The 20,191-nt window shown below is 70.8% G+C and carries 16 protein-coding genes; 6 read left to right on the top strand and 10 right to left on the bottom strand.

Annotated elements, in window-relative coordinates:
* The first annotated feature begins 39 nt into the window (after positions 1–39).
* On the top strand, positions 40–501 hold the full coding sequence (locus AC1U7O_RS00105; protein ID WP_479892473.1) for an IPT/TIG domain-containing protein: 462 nt from the start codon (positions 40–42) through the stop codon (positions 499–501).
* Between the two features lie 93 nt (positions 502–594).
* Here the strand turns inward: AC1U7O_RS00105 and AC1U7O_RS00110 are convergent, their stop codons facing one another.
* The 9 genes from AC1U7O_RS00110 to AC1U7O_RS00150 all read right to left on the bottom strand — a co-directional run bounded on the left by AC1U7O_RS00110 (position 595) and on the right by AC1U7O_RS00150 (position 12,403).
* The gene (locus AC1U7O_RS00110) at positions 595–1,251 is read right to left on the bottom strand and encodes a riboflavin synthase (protein ID WP_479892474.1); all 657 of its coding nucleotides are present in this window, start codon (positions 1,249–1,251) and stop codon (positions 595–597) included.
* A 177-nt stretch (positions 1,252–1,428) separates the two neighbouring features.
* Complete coding sequence (locus AC1U7O_RS00115) at positions 1,429–2,595, bottom strand: MFS transporter (protein WP_479892475.1); 1,167 nt, start codon at positions 2,593–2,595, stop codon at positions 1,429–1,431.
* Complete coding sequence (locus tag AC1U7O_RS00120; protein ID WP_479892476.1) at positions 2,592–3,371, bottom strand: hypothetical protein; 780 nt, start codon at positions 3,369–3,371, stop codon at positions 2,592–2,594. Before AC1U7O_RS00120 ends, AC1U7O_RS00115 begins: the two co-directional genes overlap by 4 nt.
* A gap of 14 nt (positions 3,372–3,385) precedes the next feature.
* The gene (locus tag AC1U7O_RS00125; protein ID WP_479892477.1) at positions 3,386–4,711 is read right to left on the bottom strand and encodes a carboxylesterase family protein; all 1,326 of its coding nucleotides are present in this window, start codon (positions 4,709–4,711) and stop codon (positions 3,386–3,388) included.
* Entirely contained in the window at positions 4,708–5,865 is a 1,158-nt protein-coding gene (ribD, locus tag AC1U7O_RS00130) for a bifunctional diaminohydroxyphosphoribosylaminopyrimidine deaminase/5-amino-6-(5-phosphoribosylamino)uracil reductase RibD (protein WP_479892478.1), read from the bottom strand. The genes AC1U7O_RS00125 and ribD overlap by 4 nt, the downstream gene beginning before the upstream one ends.
* Positions 5,862–8,750, bottom strand: a complete 2,889-nt coding sequence (ppdK, locus tag AC1U7O_RS00135) for a pyruvate, phosphate dikinase (protein ID WP_479892479.1) — start codon at positions 8,748–8,750, stop codon at positions 5,862–5,864. Before ppdK ends, ribD begins: the two co-directional genes overlap by 4 nt.
* Before the next feature lie 23 nt (positions 8,751–8,773).
* A complete protein-coding gene (locus tag AC1U7O_RS00140) occupies positions 8,774–9,265 on the bottom strand; it encodes a hypothetical protein (protein ID WP_479892481.1) in 492 nt (163 codons plus the stop codon).
* Between the two features lie 38 nt (positions 9,266–9,303).
* Positions 9,304–11,478 (bottom strand): glycine--tRNA ligase subunit beta, encoded by a 2,175-nt coding sequence (gene glyS, locus AC1U7O_RS00145; RefSeq protein WP_479892483.1) that lies wholly within the window; start codon positions 11,476–11,478, stop codon positions 9,304–9,306.
* A gap of 7 nt (positions 11,479–11,485) precedes the next feature.
* Positions 11,486–12,403, bottom strand: coding sequence for a glycine--tRNA ligase subunit alpha (locus AC1U7O_RS00150; protein WP_479892484.1), 918 nt, complete (start codon positions 12,401–12,403; stop codon positions 11,486–11,488).
* A 309-nt stretch (positions 12,404–12,712) separates the two neighbouring features.
* Here AC1U7O_RS00150 and AC1U7O_RS00155 point away from each other — a divergent pair, with 309 nt between their 5' ends.
* The 5 genes from AC1U7O_RS00155 to AC1U7O_RS00175 are packed head-to-tail and all read left to right on the top strand — an operon-like array spanning position 12,713 to position 17,031.
* Positions 12,713–13,183 carry an RrF2 family transcriptional regulator gene (locus AC1U7O_RS00155; RefSeq protein ID WP_479892485.1) on the top strand — a complete coding sequence of 157 codons (471 nt, stop codon included), beginning with the start codon at positions 12,713–12,715 and terminating at the stop codon, positions 13,181–13,183.
* Entirely contained in the window at positions 13,167–14,240 is a 1,074-nt protein-coding gene (locus AC1U7O_RS00160) for a sulfate ABC transporter substrate-binding protein (RefSeq protein WP_479892487.1), read from the top strand. Before AC1U7O_RS00155 ends, AC1U7O_RS00160 begins: the two co-directional genes overlap by 17 nt.
* A gap of 39 nt (positions 14,241–14,279) precedes the next feature.
* A complete protein-coding gene (gene cysT, locus AC1U7O_RS00165; protein ID WP_479892488.1) occupies positions 14,280–15,134 on the top strand; it encodes a sulfate ABC transporter permease subunit CysT in 855 nt (284 codons plus the stop codon).
* Complete coding sequence (locus AC1U7O_RS00170) at positions 15,131–15,946, top strand: sulfate ABC transporter permease (RefSeq protein WP_479892489.1); 816 nt, start codon at positions 15,131–15,133, stop codon at positions 15,944–15,946. Before cysT ends, AC1U7O_RS00170 begins: the two co-directional genes overlap by 4 nt.
* On the top strand, positions 15,943–17,031 hold the full coding sequence (locus tag AC1U7O_RS00175; RefSeq protein ID WP_479892491.1) for a sulfate/molybdate ABC transporter ATP-binding protein: 1,089 nt from the start codon (positions 15,943–15,945) through the stop codon (positions 17,029–17,031). Before AC1U7O_RS00170 ends, AC1U7O_RS00175 begins: the two co-directional genes overlap by 4 nt.
* Here AC1U7O_RS00175 and AC1U7O_RS00180 read toward each other — a convergent pair.
* Complete coding sequence (locus tag AC1U7O_RS00180; protein WP_479892492.1) at positions 16,949–20,191, bottom strand: efflux RND transporter permease subunit; 3,243 nt, start codon at positions 20,189–20,191, stop codon at positions 16,949–16,951. The genes AC1U7O_RS00175 and AC1U7O_RS00180 overlap by 83 nt on opposite strands.

Here is a 20,191-nt window from a genome sequence, read left to right on the forward strand (position 1 = left end):
CTTACCACCCCGCATCTCACTCAACCTAAGGAGGCCGTGATGCTGTTGGTGACTCCCCTCAGGTCGAAGGTCCCCGCCGTGATCGGCGTCGTGGCGCTCCTGGCGCTCGCGGGTCCCGCGGCCCCCGCCTGGTCGGCCGACCAGCCCAAGCCCGCCAAGAAAGAGAAGGCGGCCAGGGCCGCCAAGCCCACGGCCGGGAAGCCGGCCGGGGGCGACCTCGCGGCCAAGGGCCAGGCCTGCTTCGGCGACACGCCGCGGATCGAGAAGGTCAAGCCGGACACCGTCAAGGCCGGCGACAAGGTCCGGATCACGGGAGCCAACTTCGGGGCCCGGGGCTGCCTGCGGTCCGTCTCCTTCGGTCCCGGCAATCCCGCCAAGTTCACCCACGAGAGCGAGACGGCCGTCACCGCCGTCGTCCCTCCGGTCAAGAAGAAGGGCATGGCGCTCCTCTCCGTGACGACCGCCTCCGGCGAGGCCTCCACGCCGGTGCTGGTGAAGTAAGAAGGCCTGACTGCTCAGTGTGCCGTCGTCGGTCGGGGGACCGGCCCTGCTCGTCGGAGACCGACGACTGATGACCGACGACCGGAAGCGTCTTCAGATCAACCCGCGCTTCCGGAGGTAGTCCCGGTCGATGACGGGGGCGGGCGTGGGGGGCTGGAGGCCGCGCTCCTGGAGCAGGCGCTCGACGTACTTGCCGATGAGGTCGGATTCGAGGTTCACGCGGTCGCCGACGTTCTTGTGGCCCAGGGTCGTGACGCCGGCCGTGTGGGGAACGACGCCGACGCCGATCGTCCGGTCGGTCACCTCGTTGATGGTCATGCTGATCCCGTCGACGGTGATCGAGCCCTTGTGGACGCAGTAGCGCAGGACCTCGGGCGGCGCCTCGATCGAAAGGAAGATCGTGCTCCCCTCCTGCCGGCGCGCGCGGACGCAGCCGACGCCGTCCACGTGGCCGGCGACCAAGTGCCCGCCGATCCGCTGACTGAGCTTCATGGCGCGCTCGAGGTTGACCGGCGCCCCGACGGCCAGATCCCCCAGCGTCGTCACCGCGAGGGTCTCCGCCCCCACGTCCACGGTGAAGCTCCGCTCGCCGACCGTCGTCGCCGTCAGGCAGACGCCGTTGACGCTCACGCTCTCGCCGACGCGGAGGTCCCCGAGCACGGTCGCGGCGAGGATGGTCATCCTCGCCGCGCTCGCGCCGCGCTCCAGCGCCGCGATCGCGCCGACCTCCTCCACGATGCCCGTGAACATCGCGAGTCTCGCTCCTACCCCTTCCACACCTTCCGCGCGACGATCACGAAGACGACGATCAGCACCACCACCCCGATCGAGGCCAGGACACCCACGACGATATCGGCGGTCTGCATGCGCGCCGTCTCCCCGAACCGCGGCGGATTATAGCAGAGCGGCGGCCACGACGGGAGCGGCTCACCGCCGGACCAGGGCCCAGAACAGGAGAGCCGCGACAGCCTGCCCCGCCGCGATGACCGCGAAGGCCCCGGCGTAGCCCACCCCGGCGATCAGGAAGCCGCCGAGGAGCGGGCCCGCCGCGTGGCCGACGTCCACGACGGCGCCCCGGACGCCCATCCCGGCCCCCAGCGATCGGGCGTCCGACAGGTCGGCGACGAGCGCGGCGGTCGAGGTGGTGACGACGGCCTCCCCCAACCCGAAGCAGGCCGCCAGGGCGAGCAGGGACGCCAGTCCCGCCGCATGCGGCATGAGCGCAATGCTGCCGGCGCAGACCAGCAGGCCGATCAGGATGAGCGGCCGGCGGCCCAGGCGATCCGAGGCCCGCCCCGTCGCCGGCTTGGAGAGGAACGAGACGAGACCCTGCGCGCCGAAGAGGAGCCCGACCTCACCGGGGTTCATGCCGACGGTGAGGCCGTAGATCGGCAGGAAGGCCATCAGCGCGCCGCTGGCCACCATCCTGGTTCCCTCCGTCGCGCTGGCGACGAGCAGGCAGCGATGCCCGGCCAGCGCACGGAGCCCGGCCCGCATCTCCCCGAGCAGGTCGCGAAGACCGGCCGGGCGGGCGCCGGAGGGCGGCGCCTCGAGCGGGAGACCGGTGAGCAGGACCAGCGCCACGCAGCCGGCCGCCCCGGCCGCGACGAAGGCGGCGTTCATCCCCGCGCCGTAGGCGAGCCACCCGCCGAGCAGCGGGCCGAGCAGGGCCCCCGCCTGGGTGCTGGCCGTGTACCAGCCGAGCGCGGCCCCGCGCCGCCCGGGAAACAGCTCGGCCACGGCGGCCAGCGCGGTCGGCGCGAAGAGCGCCGTGGCCAGGCCATGGACGACGCGCAGGGCGGTCAGGACCGTCAGATCCGTCACGAAGGGATAGAGGAAGGGCGGAAGCGCGAAGGCCAGCAGCCCCACCCGCAGGAGCCGGCGCCGGCCGTAGCGGTCCGAGAGGGCGCCGCCCGGCAGCTTGAGCAGGACGCCGGTCATCGTCGAGGCCGAGACGACCAGGCCGATCTGCTCCGGCGCCGCCCCCAGCGATCGGGCGAAGAGCGGAAGGACCGGCATCCGCACGAGGTTGTAGCTGGCGAAGCAGAGGACCCCGACGGCGCAGAGCAGGACGAAGGGGCGCGACGCGCTCACGGGACCGGCCCGGGGGGGACGGGTTGGCGCGGCAGCCTGCGGATCAGCTCCTTCAGATGCTCCACCTCGCCGCTGTCCTTGAGCGCGGCCGGCGGCGCGAGGTCCAGGGCGCGGTCGGGCTCCTGGGCGATGCGGCCGCAGACCTGGTTCAGCACCGCGAAGCTGCGGGTCAGCTTCTGCGTCACGGTGTCGCCGATGAGGGGGCGGAGCAGCCAGACCAGCTTGTCCAGCACCGGGTCGTCCAACCGCGTGTAGGCGCGGAGGTCTGTGTCCACGCGGGGCGCGCCCCCCTCCCCTTTCGGAACGGCGAGCCGCACCACGACGACGGCCTTCGCCCGCACGAGCGGGAACACCTGGCCGTGGTGGGCCCCCTCGATGTAGTAGAGGCGGTGCGTCCCGTCCCGGTAGGCCAGGCGGACCAGTCCCTCCGTGCCGTCGCCGTCGTTGGCCCAGAACTGGTCGCGCCCCTTGGGCACCGCCTCGTAGCTGCCCAGGCCGAGGTGATTGACGAACGCCGCGAGCACCCAGGGATGGTCCAGCAGGTATTCGTAGACTTCCCGCGTGACGGGGCTCCGGAGCGGACCCACGACCCCGACGGTCGTGTAATTGCCGACGGTGGCGGCGACGTGGCGCCGGATGGTGTCGTCGATCCGGCTCAGGGGCACACCGAGCCCCTCAGGTTCCTTGATCGGTTCCGGCGAGTCCTCGGCGAGGGCCGGGGCGGTGCCCAGGAGCAGGACCGCCAGCGCGAGCGGCCGAAGGGACGCGCACGCCACCCGCCCCGGCCGCCTCACGGCTCCGGTTCCACGGCGATGGTCAGGAGTGCGGGGAACAGGCGGCTCCGTTCCCGCTGGCGGCGCGCCTCCCGCAGCATCGTCTCCACGCTGGGCACGATCCGGCCCTCGAAGCTCGTGCGGCCGTTCGTGACCACCGTGAGCGGCTTGGACCAGTCCACGAAGGCCCCGCTGAGCAGCAGGGTGTAGCGACGCACGCGCTGCGTGCGGACCTCGATCCGGTTCGGCGCGACCACCTCCGCGTCCAGCCTGGCGTAGTGACGCCGGATGACCAGCTCGTCCTTCGTGTCGGTCAGGATGTCGGTGAAGGCGGCGATCCGGTCCGTCGCGTCGATCCGCGCCCAGGCGAAGGGGGCCAGGTGCGTGGCGTCGCGGACCATCGTCACGCGCGGGGGGTACCGCACCCGCCGCTGCGCGCCGAACCATTCGACGAGGCCCGGCAGCTCCTCGCGGGGGAAGAAGTGGCCGCCGGCCATCGGGTGCTCGCGCTCGTGCTCCCGATAGACGAAGGTGTAGCCGAGGCGCGTCAGCTCCTTGGCGAGCGCCCGGCTCAGCTCGACCGGCATGACCTGATCCTTCGCGCCGTGGATGAGGTAGGCGGGCGTGTCCCGCAGGTTTTCCAGGAAGGGATACAAGACCTCGTCCAGCCCGCTCGCCATCGGCGCGAGGCCCGCGAAGCGCGGCGCCTGGTGCACGCCGATGAGCCAGGCGCCGATGCCGCCGTTCGACATGCCGGTCAGGAGCACGCGGTCCGGGTCGACCCGATAGCGGGCCTCCACCTCGCGGATCACGGCGAGCACCAACTCCTCCGCCTGCCTCGTCCACCAGGTGCCCTGGATGAGGGTCGGGCAGGCCAGGATGTACGCGTCGCCGAGCCGCGCCTTCCAGCGATCGAGGTAGGCGTCCCCCGTGAAGCCCGCGCCGTGCAGGCAGACGACGAGGCCGTAGGCGCGGGCGGGGTCGTAGCTCTCCGGGACGTAGAGGCCGAAGGAGTAGGTCCCGGCGTCGACGCGGAGCTGCCGGCTCGGCAGGAGGCCGACCGGCTGCGGACCGTACCGTCGGCCGGCCAGGATCGCGGCCTCGACCGCCTCGAGGCTTGCGCCGGGCTCGGCCAGGACGCGCGCGAGGGCCGCGTCGGCCGGCGCCCCGTCCTCCGCATCGAGATAGTCCCGCACCAATTCCGTCAGCGCGGGAGACGGGTCGGCGGCCAAGGCCGCCGACGCCGCCCCCGGCGTACAGCAGAGAATCAGGACCAGGCCCCAGCCGGCCCCGCGACGCCGTGGAAGGCGGCCGTCGCGCGCTGCCGCGTGTTCCCGACTCATTGCCGGGGCGACCTCGACGATCCGGTGCCGGCCAGCGGCCGTCCTTCAATGAGGAGGTCGTGACCGACCTTCCCGACCCGCAAGGTTGCCAGGGGCACGGCGTCGGCCAGACGTCGCGGCGACCGGCCGCCGAGCAGGCCGACCGCATCCGTGCCGCCGAGCAGGCGGGGCGCCACATAGAGCCGGACCTCGTCGGCCAGCCCCTCGCGGAGGAAGGAGGCGTGGACCTCCCCGCCCCCCTCGACGAGAAGGCTCGTGACGCCGCGGCGGCCCAGCGCTTCCAGGCAGGCGCGGAGCGGGACCCGTCTGGCCTTGGCCGGCAGGACCAGCACCTCGCCGCCCCGCCGCTCAAGCGCCGCGCGCCGACGGGCCGGCGCATGCCTCGTCGTCACCACGAGGACCCCGGCGCGACCCGGTCCGTGAGCCAGAACGCGCGCGGCGGGCGGTATCCGGAGCCGGCTGTCGAGCACGACCCGCAGCGGGTGCCGGTCCGTCGCCGCCACCCGATCCCCGGCGGGGCGGACCGTGAGCCGGGGATCGTCGCGCAAGACCGTGTTCACCCCCACCAGGATCGCGTCCACGCGCGCGCGGAGCCGATGGACATCCCGCCGCGCCGCCTCACCGGTGATCCAGCGCGACTCGCCGGACGCGGTCGCGATCTTCCCGTCGAGCGTCATCGCGGCCTTCAGGATCACGTAGGGCCGGCCGGTGCGCATCCGATGCCCGTACCAGAGGTTCAGCCGCTCGGCCTCCTCGCGCCGGCAGCCCAGCGAGACGGCCAGGCCGGCCCGCCGGAGTCGCGCGAGGCCGCGGCCGGAGACGAGGGGGTTGGGATCGCGCATGGCGACGACGACCCGGCGGACGCCGGAAGCGAGGATGGTCGGGACGCAGGGCGGGGTGCGCTTGCCTTCATGGCAGCAGGGTTCGAGGGTGACGTAGAGGGTGGCGCCCCGGGCGCGGGGCCCGGCGGCGCGGAGGGCAAGGACTTCGGCGTGGGGTTCGCCGGGCCGGCGGTGCCAGCCCTGCCCGACGATCCGGCCGCCGGCGACGACCAGCGCCCCGACCATCGGGTTGGGGGATACCCTGCCGCGGCCCCGCGCGGCCAGGCGCAGGGCCCGCGCCATGAAGGCCGCGTCCCGGTCCGCCGGCTTCACCGTCCTGCGCGGGCGCCGCGCCCCGTCCGGGCGCGTCCGGCGGTCCGCCGCGGCGCCTTGCGGGTGGTGCGCGCCGCCACGGACTTCGTGTCGGCCTCGGTGATGGCAGCCTGGGCCGCCGCCAGCCGGGCGATGGCGACCCGGTAGGGCGAGCAGCTCACGTAATCCAGGCCGAGTTGGTGGCAGAACTCGATCGAGCTGGGATCGCCGCCGTGCTCGCCGCAGATGCCGAGCTTGATATCCGGGCGCGTCTGCCGCCCCTGGGTCATCGCGATCCGCATCATCTCGCCCACCCCCTCCCGGTCCAGCACGGCGAAGGGGTCGGCATCGAGGATGTTCGCCGCCTTCTCGGTCAGGGTCGCGCCGCAGCCCAGGCACTTCATGGCCTTCCAGTCGATCTTGGTGCCGAGGCACTTGGGGCAGGCGTCCTGGCGGTTCATGTAGAAGCCGACGAACTTCGCCGCGTCGTCGCGGGAGAAGCCGAACGTCGTCTGGGTCAGGTCGTTTGTGCCGAAGGAGAAGAACTCCGCCTCCTCGGCGATGCGGCGGGCGGTGACGGCGGCCCGCGGCAGCTCGATCATCGTGCCGACCAGGTAGTTCAACTTCACGCGGTAGCGCTGCATCGTCGCCTCGGCGACTTCCTTGATGAGGTCCTTCTGGGCCTTCATTTCGGACACCATGCCGACGAGCGGGATCATGATCTCGGGGACGATCTTCTTGCCCTCGCGCGCCAGCTCGCAGGCCGCCTCGATGATCGCCGTGGCCTGCATCCGCGTGATCTCGGGCATCGTGATCCCCAGCCGGCAACCGCGCAGTCCCAGCATGGGGTTGAACTCGTGCAGCTCCTCCACCCGTTCCAGCAGCCGGCGCTTCTCCTCGATCAGGTCCGCCGCGCCGCCGGTCAGCTCCAGCTTGGCGATCTCGACCATCAGCTCCTCGCGCTTGGGCAGGAACTCGTGGAGCGGCGGGTCGAGGAGCCGGATCGTCACCGGGAAGCCCTTCATTTCCGCGTAGAGGCCCAGGAAATCCTGTTTCTGCAGCGGCAGGAGCCGAGCGAGGTACCGTTCCCGATCCTCCCGCGTGCGCGCCAGGATCATCTTCTGCATGATCGGGATGCGGTCCTCGGCGAAGAACATGTGCTCGGTCCGGCAGAGGCCGATGCCCTCCGCGCCGAACCCCCGCGCGATCTTCGCCTGGTCGGGGATGTCGGCGTTGGCCCGGACCTTCAGCCGGCGGAACTCGTCCGCCCAGCCGAGCAGCAGGGCGAAGTAGCGGTACCGCTCGGAGCGCTTGGCGTCGAGCTTGCCCTGGATGACCTGGATGACCTCCGACTCGACGACGGGGATGTCGCCGTCGTAGACCGCGCCGGTGAAGCCGTTGATCGAGATCGCATCGCCTTCCTTGTAGGCCCGCCCGCCGATCTTCACGGTGCCGCCCGGCACGACCTCGACCGCGTCGCAGCCGGCCACGCAGACCTTGCCCATCTGCCGGGCCACGACGGCGGCGTGGGAGGTCATGCCGCCCTTGGCGGTGAGGAACCCGAGCGCCGCGTGCATGCCGTGGATGTCGTCGGGGCTGGTCTCCTGGCGGACCAGGATGACGCGCGCGCCCTTCTCCTTCATCTCGACGGCCCGGTCCGGGGTGAGCGCGATCTTGCCCGCCGCCGCGCCGGGTCCGGCCGGGAGTCCCTTGCCGATGACCTGATGCCTCCCCTCCTCCGCCGCATCGAAGATGGGATAGAGGTACTGGGCGAGCTGCTCCGGCGCGACGCGCATCACCGCCTCGCGCTTGGTGATGAGCCCCTCCTTGACCATGTCCACGGCGATCTTGACGGCGGCGATGCCCGTGCGCTTGCCGACCCGCGTCTGGAGCATGAAGAGCCGGCCCTCCTGGATCGTGAACTCCAAGTCGAGCATGTCGCGGTAGTGCCGCTCCAGCGTGCGGTAGGTCGCCAGCAGGTCTTTGTAAGCGCGGGGCATGGTCTTGGCCAGGGCGTGGACGGGTAGCGGCGTGCGGATGCCCGCCACGACGTCCTCGCCCTGCGCGTTGAGCAGGCACTCACCGAACAGCGCACGCTCGCCGGTGGCGGGGTTGCGCGTGAACGCGACGCCCGTGCCGCTGGTCTCGCCCATGTTGCCGAACACCATCGCCACGACGTTGACCGCCGTCCCCCAGCTGTCCGGGATGTTGTACAGGCGCCGGTAGGTCACGGCGCGCGGCCCGTACCAGGAGGAGAAGACCGCCTCGATGCCCATGCGGAGCTGCGCCAGCGGGTCCTCGGGGAAGTCGGTGCCGGTCTCCTCGCGCACGGCTGCCTTGAGCCGCTGGACCAGCTCCTTGAGCGCCTTCGTGTCCAGGTCCGTGTCCGATACCGCGCCGCGCTCCGTCTTCACCCGCTTGAGGATCTCGTCGAGGCGCTCGCGGTGGACGCCCATGACGACGTGGCCGAACATCGTGATGAACCGGCGGTAGGCGTCCTGCGCGAACCGCTCGTTGCTCGTGCGGGCCGCCAGGCCCTCCACGGTCCGGTCGTTGAGCCCGACGTTCAGCACGGTGTCCATCATGCCCGGCATCGAGGCCCGCGCGCCCGACCGCACCGACACCAGCAGGGGGTTGCTCGGGTCGCCGAATCGGGCCTTCATGGACTTCTCGACCCGCTTGAGACAACCCATCGCCTGATCCCAGAGGCCCGGCGGATAGGCCTTGCCCCTCCGGTAATACTCGACGCAGGCCTCGGTCGAGATCGTGAAGCCCGGAGGCACCGAGATGCCCAGGTTCGTCATCTCCGCCAGCCCGGCGCCCTTGCCGCCGAGGAGCTCCTTCATGGTGCCGCCGCCCTCGGCCTTCCCGTCGCCGAAATAGTAGACGTATTTCTTCGTGGCCACGCCCGCCCTCTCTCTAGTAAGAATCAGCCCGAGAATGGTGTTCCGTCCGGATGGAGGCCCAGCCGCACCCGGTACCGGGCGATGAGGCGCCGCTCCAGCGCGACGCCCGCCGCGACCACCAGCACGAAGAGGCCGGCGAGGAGGAAGAGCCGGTCGTCCACGAGCGTCCCGTGGTCGAAGTACAGCTTTCCGTCCGCCCCCTGCACCACCTTCGTGTTCCGGTTGAACGTGTGCGTCTCGCCCGAGGCATCCGCCAGGTTGATCCATTCCTGGCAGAGCTGGATCGGCTCCTCGCGTCCGGTCACGCGGTGCCAGCTCTGTCGCAGGCAGATGTCCTTCGTCGGATCGAACTCATCGGGCGTCCGGATCAACCGGTCCAGGTTCACCCCGCTTGTCCACACCGCCAGCATGAGGACGCCGTTGCAGACGAGGATCAGGGCCACGGTCACCGCCGCCGTGTACCGGCGCAACTGCCTCGCCCGCCGCTCCTCGTCGGCCGTGCCCCCCGGGGTCATGGGGTGTCCGCCGGTCCCGGTCATGGTCCCGCGCGGTGTCAGCCTCCCTGCACGACGATCTCGGAAAAGTCCGCGTAGGCCAGGAAGAGCCGGTCCGTCGCGCGCAGGAGCGACAGCCGGTTGCTCCGGAGCGCCTCGTCCTCCGCGTTCACGAGCACGCCCGTGAAGAAGCCGTCGATGGCCGGCTTCATGCGGACGAGCTGCTCCAGCGCCTCGCGGTAACGTCCCTCGCGCAACAGGGTCGGCAGGGATTCTTGGGCGTCCCGGAGGGCCCTGTGCAATGTCTCCTCCGCGGGATGCTGAAAGCGGGCCGGGTCGACGGCCTCGCCGGTCCAGGTTTCCTTCTCGACAAGCCGGTGCGCCCGCTTGAACCCGATGATGAGGGGGTCGAACTCCGGGCGCGTCGTGATCGCCTGGAGCGCGCGCATGCGCGCGAGCAGGTCGGTCGGGTCCACCTCGACGGGGTGCCCGGGCTGGCGCAGCACGGCCTCCATAACGTCGTCGCGCAGCCCATGGACCGTACGGCCGTAGTAGCGCAGCCGGTCGAGGATGAAGGCCAGGGGATCGCCGGCCGGCCCGGGCGTGCCCGACGCCCGGATGCCCTGGCCGTCCAGCAGCTCGGTCGCCCGCCCGATCGCCTCGCCCAGCCCGAGGCGGCAGCCGCGCTCGACGAGGATCCGCACCACCGCCGAAGCGTGACGCCGGAGCGCGAAGGGGTCCTCGGACCCGGAGGGCACGAGCCCGACCCGGAAGAAGGCGACGATGGTATCGAGCCGGTCGGCCAGCGAGAGGACGAGGCCGGGCGCGGTCGTCGGCAGCTCTCCCTCCATCGCACGGGGCAGGTACTGCTCCCCGATCGCCAGACAGACGGCCTCGGGCTCGCCGTCGTGGCGCGCATACTCGCGGCCCATGATGCCCTGCAGGCTGGGAAACTCCCCGACCACGCCGCTGGCGAGGTCCGCCTTGGCCAGGAAGGCGGCGCGGGTGCACGCCTCCTGCTCCGCCGGGTTCAACCCGAGCCGCGCGGCCAGGCCGGCCGCCAGGGCGACCACCCGCTCCGTCTTCTGGTGCAGCGTCCCGAGCCGCTGATGGAAAATGACGTGCTTGAGCCGCTCGACGCGATCGGCGAGCGCGACCTTGCGATCCTCGTCGAAGTAAAAGCGGGCATCCGCGAGCCGGGCGGCCAGGACCCGCTCGTGTCCCTTGCGGATCAAGCCCATGTCCGCGAGCTTCATGTTCGTGACGGCGATGAACTTGGGCAGCAGCCGGCCGTCCTTCCCCGTGAGGGAGAAGAAGCCCTGGTGTTCCTTCATGGCCGTCATCAGGATGTCCTTGGGCAGCGACAGGTAGGCGGGGTCGAAGGCGCCGAGAATCGCGTGGGGATACTCGACGGTGAAAACCGCCTGCTCTAGGAGGTCCTCGTCGCGGTGCAGGGTTCCCTTCGCCGCGGCGGCCAGGCGTTCGACCTGCGCGACGATCATCTCGCGCCGGCGGTCCTGTTCCGCGATCACCCCCTGCCGCCGGAGCAAGTCCAGGTATTGCTCCGGTCGCCGGACGACCAGACCTTCGCCGGCGCGGCGGCCGGTCCCGAGGAAGCGGTGCCCCCTGGTGCGGTTGCCCGAGACGAGCCCGCCGACCTCGACGCGCAGGATCGCGGCGCCGTGCAGCGCGAGCATCCAGCGGATCGGTCGCGCGAACCGGATGCCCGCCTCGTTCCAGCGCATGGCCTTCGGAAAGGCAAGGCCGAGGATCAGGCCGGGCAGGCAGGCGGCGAGGACGGCGGCGGTCTGCCGGCCGGGGTCGCGCTTGACGGCGAAGAGGTACTCACCCTTCGGCGTCTGGCGCACCTCCAGTTGCTCGACGGTCAGTCCTTGCCCGGCGGCGAAGCCGCGCGCGGCCTTGGTCGGCTCGCCGGCCGCGTCGAAGGCCACGGCGCGCGAGGGCCCCATGACCTCGCGCAGCGAGGGCGCCTGCCTGGTCGCCAGGTCGTCCACCGAGAGGACGAGACGCCGCGGCGTCCCGAAGGTGCGGAGGGCGCCGAAGGTCAAGCGCTGCTCCTTGAACAGCCGCTCGGCCGCCTCGGCCAGCGCCCGGAGCGCCGTCGGGACGACCTGGGAGGGCATCTCCTCCGTGCCGATCTCAAGGAGCAACGGCGCGCCGGTTTCGGCCTTGGCGGCGCGCGCCCCGGCGGTCTTGGCTGGCGTCCTGCCCATGGCGGTGTCAGCGGGCCGCGGCGGGGCCGCGGCGCTTCCCGGCGCGCGAGGGGGCCGCCGACAGGGGATGGCCCATGGCCTCGCGGCCCTTCAAGTATTGCTCCGCGCAGCGTCGCGCGAGGCCCCGGACCCGTGCGATGTAGCCGGTCCGCTCCGCCACGCTGATCGCCCCGCGCGCGTCGAGCAGGTTGAACAGGTGCGAGGTCTTGATGCAGCAGTCGTAGGCCGGGAGCGTGAGCGGCGGCTCGCGCCTGAGCAGCCGGTCGGCCTCCGCCTCGTAGGCCTGGAAACCGGCCATCAGCATCGGCACGTCCGCCGCCTCGAAGTTGTAGGCGGAGAACTGGACCTCGCCCTGGTGGTGGACCTGCCCGTAGGTGACGTCGTCGCTCCAGGCCAGGTCGTAGACGTTGTCCACGTCCTGAAGGTACATGGCGATCCGCTCGGTGCCGTAGGTCAGCTCGACCGTCACCGGGTTCAGCTCGATGCCGCCGACCTCCTGGAAGTAAGTGAACTGGGTGATCTCCATCCCGTCGAGCCGCACCTCCCATCCCAGGCCCCAGGCCCCCAGCGTCGGCGACTCCCAGTCGTCCTGGACGAAGCGGATGTCGTGCCGGCGGGGGTTGATGCCGAGGTGGGCGAGGCTCTCCAGGTAGAGGTCCTGGATATCGTCCGGCGAGGGCTTCAGCACGACCTGGTATTGGTAGTAGTGCTGGAGCCGGTTGGGGTTTTCCCCATAGCGTCCGTCCGTGGGGCGGCGGCAGGGCTGGGCATAAGCGGCGCGCCAGGGCTCGGGCCCGAGGGCCCGGAGGAAAGTGGCCGGGTGGAAGGTCCCCGCCCCCATCTCCAAGTCGTAGGGTTGCTGGATGACACACCCCTGATCGGCCCAGAACCGGTGGAGGGAAAGGATCAACTCCTGGTGGGTCACAACTCGTCCTTACCGTTGGACGTGGTTCGTCGTCGGGGCCAGGGCGACGGCTTCAGGAGGTCCCTCCTGAAGGGGAGCATCAGCCGGCGAAGTCCCGCCAACCTAGCAAGAACCCATTGCACTGTCAAGACGTTCGAGGGCTCCGGGGAGCCTGCACAGCACGAGCATTCGGCCGCGCGCTCCTGCGCCGGCGCGGCAGGCTTCGCGAGCGCCGCGCGCGAACCGGAGCCCGCCGCAACCCTTGACGTAGGAGAGACGTTCCGCTATTGTCTGGAAACTTAGCTAAGTCAGTTCACTATCGAGCCGACCATGAAATTTTCAAAAAGGAGCGAATATGCTCTCCGGGCCCTCCTTGAGCTGACCGGCGAGTACGGCCGATCGCTCCTGCAGCGTCACCAGATCGCCGAACGTCAGAACATTCCCGTCGAGTTCCTCGAACAGATTCTCCTTGCGCTCAAGAACGCGGGGCTGCTGGCGAGCCGCCGCGGCGTGAGCGGCGGGTACGCGCTCATCAAGGCGCCGGAGGAGATCACGCTCGGCCAGGTGATTCGGATCCTCGACGGGCCGCTCGCACCCATCGCTTGTGTGAGCAAGACCGCCTACCAGAAGTGCAGCGACTGCCCCTACGCGGCGAAGTCGAGCTGCCCGATTCAGGGCGTGATGCTCGGCGTGAGGAACGCGATCGCGGACATCTTGGACAACTACACCCTCCGCGATTTCGCCAACCAGAGCGCCCCGTGCCCGTCGTCCCAGGAGGATCGGAATGTCCCGACCGCCTGAGCGGGGCTCGCGCGCGGTCGGTCCGCGGCGGCCCCCGCCGCTCGCCGCCCTCGGCGCGGTTTTCCTCTGCGCCCTCGTAGCCGCCGGCCCCCTCCCCGCACAGGCCGCGCCCCAGGAGCTGGTCCTGGCAATCTACAGCGTCCCGAAGGAAGCGTTCGAGAAGCGGATCATCCCCGCCTTCCACGCCCACTGGAAGCAGCGCACCGGCCGGGAGGTCCGCATCCGCAGCTCCTACGGAGCGTCGGGCGCCCAGGCGCGGGCCGTCCTCGGCGGGTTCGAGGCGGACGTCGCCGTGCTCTCCGTGGAAGGCGACCTCGACCAGCTCGTCAAAAGCGGCCTGATCGCCCACGACTGGCGCAAGCAGCCGCACGGCGGCATGGTCACGACGTCCCTCGTGGTCTTCGGCGTCCGCAAGGGCAACCCCAAGGGCATCAAGACCTGGGCAGACCTGGCCAAGCCGGGCGTCGAGGTGCTCTATCCCAACCCCAAGACCTCGGGCGGGGCCATGTGGGACATCCTGGCCATCTACGGCGCCGGGTTGGCGCGCGCGCGGGACGGGAAGGTGTCGCAGCCGGAGGCGGCCGCCGCCGACCTGCTCAAGGCGATCCAGAAGAACGTGCGGGTCATGGACAAGAGCGGCCGCGAGTCGGTCACGACTTTCGAGCGCGGCGTGGGGGACGTGATCGTCACTTACGAGAACGAGCTGCTGCCACGGATCCGGGCGGGCCGCCCCTACGAGCTGATCGTCCCGGCCGAGACGGTGCTGATCGAGAACCCCGCCGCCGTCGTGGACCGCCACGCGGACCGGCACGGCGTCCGCGCCGTGGCCGAGGCCTTCGTCGCCTTCCTGCACGGGCCGGACGCGCAGCGGGCGTTCCTGGACCTGGGCTTCCGGCCCGTCGCCCAGCCGGAGGGGGCCGCGGTCAAGCCCCTCCCCGTCCCGCCCGGACTCTTTCGAGTCGCCGACCTCGGCGGCTGGGACAAGGCCTCCGCCCTGCTCTTCGGGCCCCAGGGGGTGTGGACGAAGGCCGTGGCGGACCTGGCCATGGGCAAGTGAGCCGCGGCGCGCGGCGTCTCAGGCAACGGCTACCCGGCGATGCCCCATCACCGCTTGATCGCCCTGGCGCTCCGGCTCACGGCCGTCGGCTACGTGGGCTTCCTGATCCTGCTGCCGCTGCTCGTCATCGGCGCGCAATCCCTGGCGGGCGGCCCGGGGCGGTTCCTCCAGGACATCTTGCAGCCCGAGGCCCGCTCCGCCCTCGTCCTGACGGTCGAGATGGCCGCCTACACCACGATCATCAACGGGCTGTTCGGCACGCTGGCGGCCTTCGCCCTGGTGCGCGAGACGTTCCCGGGTCGCTGGTTCCTGAACGCGCTGGTGGACCTGCCCTTCGCCGTCCCCACGCTGGTCGCTGGTCTGATGATCGCCACGATTTACGGGCCGGGCAGCACGCTCGGCGCCTGGCTCAAGGCGGGCGGCGTCGAGGTCGTCTACAGCCGTCCCGGCATTCTCCTCGCCATGCTGTTCGTCACCATGCCCTTCACGATCCGGGCGCTGCAGCCCGTGCTCCTGGAGCTGGAGCGCGAGCAGGAGGAGGCGGCCTACACGCTCGGCGCGGGCCCCTGGACGACCTTCCGGCGAGTCACCCTGCCCTCCATCCTGCCGGGCCTGCTGACCGGGGTGTTCCTGACCTTCGTGCGGGCGCTGGGCGAGTTCGGGGCCGTCGTGATCGTGGCCGGGAACATCCCGATGGCGACGGAGGTCGCGGCGGTCTACGTCTACGGCGAGATCGAGAGCTATAACCCGCAGGGCGCGACCTCCGTGTCCGTCGCGATCCTGCTGCTCTCCTTCCTGGCGCTCCTGCTGCTGGAGCGCCTCACCAGGCCGCCCGGGGAGCGGCTGCCGGCCGTCTTTCGATCACCGATCACTCGGCCGTCGATCATTCAATGAGACTTCTCTTCATCGCCGCCGTCTGGCTCTACTTCGCCGTCCTCTTGATCGGCCCCCTCGCCTACCTGCTGCGCGAGTCGGTCGCGGCCGGGCTCGACGCGTTCTGGACCGAGGTCACGAGGCCGGAGGCGCTGCACGGGTTCCTCCTGACGGCGGAGATCACGGCCATCGCGCTGGTCGTGAACCTGGTGCTCGGGACGGTCACGGCCCTCGTCCTCGCGCGCCAGCGGTTCCGCGGCCAGGCGATCCTGAGCGGCCTCATCGACCTGCCCTTCGCCGTGTCCCCCGTCATCGCCGGGTTCATGCTCATCCTGCTGTTCGGCCCCGAGTCGCTGCTCGGCGCCTTCCTCGGCCGGTTCGAGGTCAAGGTCCTCTTCGCCTTCCCCGCGATGGTCCTGGCCACCCTCTTCGTCACCTTCCCCTTCGTCGTGCGCGAGCTGGTGCCCCTGCTCCAGGCGGTCGGCACGGAAAGCGAGGAGGCGGCCCGGACGCTGGGGGCGAGCGAGTGGCAGGTGTTGATCCGCGTCACGCTCCCCGCCGTGCGCTGGGGCCTCGTCTACGGCGCGACCCTGACCGTGGCCCGCGCGATCGGCGAGTTCGGCGCCGTCCTCGTCGTCTCCGGCAACATCCTGATGCTGACCCAGACGGCCACCCTGCACATCTACCAGAGCTACGTGGACTTCAACTACACGGCGGCCTACGCGGTCGCGGTGACCCTGCTCGCCGTCTCGTTCCTGATCCTCGTCGTGCTCGAGGCGGCCAAGGCGCGGGCCGCCCAGGCAGCCGAGCGGCCGGTCGCGGTGTCCCGATGAAGATCGAGGTGCGGGGGCTCTGCAAGCGGTTCGGCGGGGTCGAGGCCGTCTCCGACGTGTCCTTCGCCGTGCGGGAGGGCGAGCTGCTCGGTCTGCTCGGCCCCAGCGGGAGCGGCAAGACGACCGTGCTGCGGATCATCGCCGGCCTCGAAACACCCACGGCCGGCGACATCCTGATCGACGGGCGGCGCGTCAACGACGTTTCCGTGCAGGAGCGCAACATCGGGTTCGTCTTCCAGCACTACGCCCTGTTCAAGCACCTGACGGTTTTCCACAACATCGCCTTCGGGCTCCGGATCAAGCGATGGGAGCGGCCGCGGATCGCCGAGCGGGTCGCGGAGCTCCTGCGGCTCATGGGGCTGGAGGGCCTGGGCGACCGCTACCCTCACCAGCTCTCGGGCGGCCAGCGGCAGCGGGTGGCCATCGCCCGCGCGCTCGCGCCCCGGCCCGGCGTGCTGCTGCTGGACGAGCCCTTCGGCGCGGTGGACGCCAAGGTGCGCCAGGAGCTCCGCGAGTGGCTCATCCGGCTCCACGACGACCTGAACGTGACGAGCCTCTTCGTGACCCACGATCAGGAGGAGGCGATGGAAGTATCGGACCGGATCATCGTCTTTTCCAAGGGACGGTTGGAGCAGGCGGGCACGCCGGCCGAGGTCTATGAGGAGCCGGCGACCGAGTTCGTGGCCCGCTTCATCGGCTCGATGAACATCCTAGAGGCGGTCGTCACGAAGGGGGCGGCGCGGGTCGGGGCGCTGGAGTTCCCCGTCCCCGGCTACCCGGAGGGCCACGACGTGCGCGTCGGGTTCCGTCCCTACTACGTGAGGGTGTCGGATGACCCGACCCGTTACCGGCTGCGGGCACGGCTGCGACACGTCTATTTTCTCGGCGTCGCCTACCGGCTGGAGATCGAGACCGAGGACGGCCTGATCCTGCGCTCGCGCATGAACAAGGAAGAGTTCCGGCAGTACCGCTTCGAGACGGGTCGGCCCGTCTCCTTCGCCGTCACCCACTTCCGTATCCTGCCCCAGGAGGGCCGGCCGGCCGCGGGCCCTCCGCCCCCGCCCCCCGGCCCGCTGACGCCGTGACGGGGGCCGGGCCCGGCTCGGGCGCGCGCGGGGGCGCGTCGGCCGGGGCACTGGCGCGCCGCTCCTGGAACCAGGGATAGAGCGCCGGGAGCACGATCAGCGTCAAGAGCGTCGAGCTCGCCAGCCCGCCGATCACGACCACCGCCAGCGGCCGCTGTACCTCGGAGCCGATGCCGCGGGAGAAGGCCAGCGGCAGGAGCCCCAGCAGGGCGACCAGGGCCGTCATCAGGACCGGCCGCAGCCGCAGCAGGCAGCCCCTCCGCACGGCCTCGTCCATCGGCAGTCCTTCCTCGCGAAGCTGGTTGACGCAGGTCACGAGCACGATGCCGTTGAGCACGGCGACGCCGAACAGGTTGATGAAGCCGATGGAGGCCGGGACGCTCAAGTACTCTCCCGTGAGCCAGAGCGCGATGATCCCGCCGATGAGCGCGAGCGGCAGGTTCAGGATGATGAGCGCGGCGTCGCGGACCGAGTTGAACGAGGCGTAGAGCAGCAGGAAGATCACGCCGACCGTCAGCGGCACGATGATGCGCAGCCGCGCCATGGCCCGCTGCATGTTCTCGAAAGAGCCGCCCCAGCTCAGGTGGTAGCCCGGCGGAAGCCGGACCTGCGCGGCGATGCGGGCCTGCGCCTCCGCGACGATGCTCTCGATGTCCCGCCCCATCGTGTTGAAGCCCACGTAGATCCGGCGGGAGATGCCGTCCCGGCTGATCAGCGCCGGCCCCTCCCGCAGCTCGACGGTCGCCAGGTCGCTGAGCGGGATGAGGGCGCCGCCCGGGCCCCTGAGCAACAGGTTGCGGATCGCCTCGACGCTGTCTCGGTCGCGTTCCGGGAATCGGAGGACGAGGTCGAAGCGCCGCTGCTCCTCGTAGACCTGGGTGGCCGGCTCTCCGCCGATGGCCGTGGCGATGATCTCCTGGACGTCGGCCACGTTGATTCCGTGCCGGGCGATCCTCGTCCGGTCGATCTCCACGACCAGGTACTGCTGGCCGAAGAGCTGCTCCATCCGGACGTCCTCGACCCCGCGCACGTCGGCCAGGATCGTCGCGACCTGCTCGGCCTTCCGGCGCAACACCTCCAGGTCCTCGCCGAAGATCTTGACGGTGGCCTCCGACCGCACGCCGGAGATCAGCTCGTCCACCCGCTGCTGGATCGGCTGGCTCAGCAGGAACACGGCGCCCGGCACCCGCTCCAGGCGACGCCGGATGGCCTCGTCCAGCTCGGGCTTCGTCTTTGCGGTGGTCCACTCCTCCATCGGCCGCAGGACGACCACCGGGTCGCTGGCGTTGGGCTCCTGGGGATCGTTGCCCAGCTCCGTCCGGCCGATCTTCGAGACGACCAGGCGGACCTCCGGAAATTCCAGGAGCGCCCGCTGCATCTGCTTCTCGACCTCGATGGATTCGGCCAGCGAAATGCTCGGCAGTCGGATCGTCTGGGGCGCCAGCACGCCCTCGTTGAGGATGGGGATGAACTCCCCGCCGAGGAAGGGGAAGAGGGCGAGGCTGGCGAGCAGCAGGCCGACGGCGGCGATCAGGACCTGCCGGCGGTGTGCGAGCGCCCAGCCCAGGGCCGGCTCGTAGGCCCGCCTCGCCGCCCGCAGCACCCTCGTCTCCCCCTCGGGTCCCCGGCCCAATCCCATGGCGCACAGCACGGGCGAGAGCGTCAGCGAGAGGACGAGCGAGACCAGCAGAGCGATCATGATCGTGTAGGCGAGGGGCTTGAACATCTTGCCCTCCATCCCCTCCAGCGACAGGATCGGCAGGAACACGAGGATGATGATCAGGATGCCGAAGACCACCGGCCGGCCGACCTCCGCGGCGGCGCGGAGCACGAGGTCCGTCCGGCTTCCCCGGTCCGCGCCGGCCGCCGCCAGGTGGCGGTGGACGTTCTCCACGAGGACGACGGAGCCGTCCACCATCATGCCGATGGCGATCACCAGGCCTCCCAGCGACATGAGGTTGACGGTCAGCCCCTGGTGCCCCATCACGAGGAAGGTCACCAGCGGCGTGACGACCAGGGTCGCCGTGACGATCAACGCGCTCCGCACGTCGCCCAGGAAGAGGAACAGCACGACCACGACGAGCAAGATGCCCTCCAGGAGGGCCTTGTAGACGGTCTTCAGCGCCGCGGTGATCAGCTCGATCCGGTCGTAAAAGGGCACGAGGCGGAGGTCGCCGGGCAAGAGCCCCTTGCGGTGGATCTCCTGCACCCGGTCCTTGACGCCCTGGACCACGTCCCGCGCGTTGGCCCCCCGTAGCATCAGGACGATCCCGCCGACCACCTCCCGCTCGCCGTTCAGAACCACCGCCCCGTGCCGTACCGCCTGGCCGAGGCGGACCTCCGCGACGTCCCGGACGAAGACCGGCGTCCCGCCGACCTCCTTGACGACGACGTGCTCGATGTCGGCCAGGCTCTTGATCAGCCCGACCCCCCGCACGATGTACTTCTCCGCGTGCTTCTCCAGGACGTTCCCGCCGGCGTTGGCGTTGTTCCGCGCGACGGCCTGGAAGACCTCGTGCAGCGCCAGGTTGTACTTGCGAAGCAGGCCGGGGTCCACGATGACCTGGTACTGCTTGACGAACCCGCCCATCGAGTTCACGTCGATGACGCCGGGCACGCCCTTGAGCAGGGGGCGCACGACCCAATCCTGGACCGTCCGCTGCTCCGTCAGCTCTTCCTCCCGGAAGCCGGCCGCGTCATCCGGCCGAAGCGCGCCCTCCGGCCGGTCCAGGTAATACTGATAGACCTCCCCCAGCCCGGTCGAGTTCGGGGCCAGGCTGACCTGGGCGCCCTCCGGCAGCGAGTCCTGGACCTCGATGATCCGCTCCAGCACGAGCTGCCGGGCCAGGTACACGTCGATGGCGTCGTCGAAGATCACGGTGATCATGGACAGGCCGACCTTCGAGAGGGAGCGGAGGTCGGTCAGGCCCGGCAGGCCCGTCATCTCTAGCTCGATCGGGTAGGTCACCAACTGCTCGATCTCGGTCGGCGAGAGCCCCGGCACTTTGATGATGACCTGGACCAGGACGCTGGTGACGTCCGGAAAGGCGTCGATGGGGATGGAACGGAACGCGTAGGCCCCCGCGCAGGCGAGCGCGACCGTCAGCGCGAGCACGAGCACCCGCTGGCAGAGGGCGAGACGGATGAGGGCGGCGATCAT

Source organism: Candidatus Nitrospira neuquenensis (genome assembly GCF_979578155.1).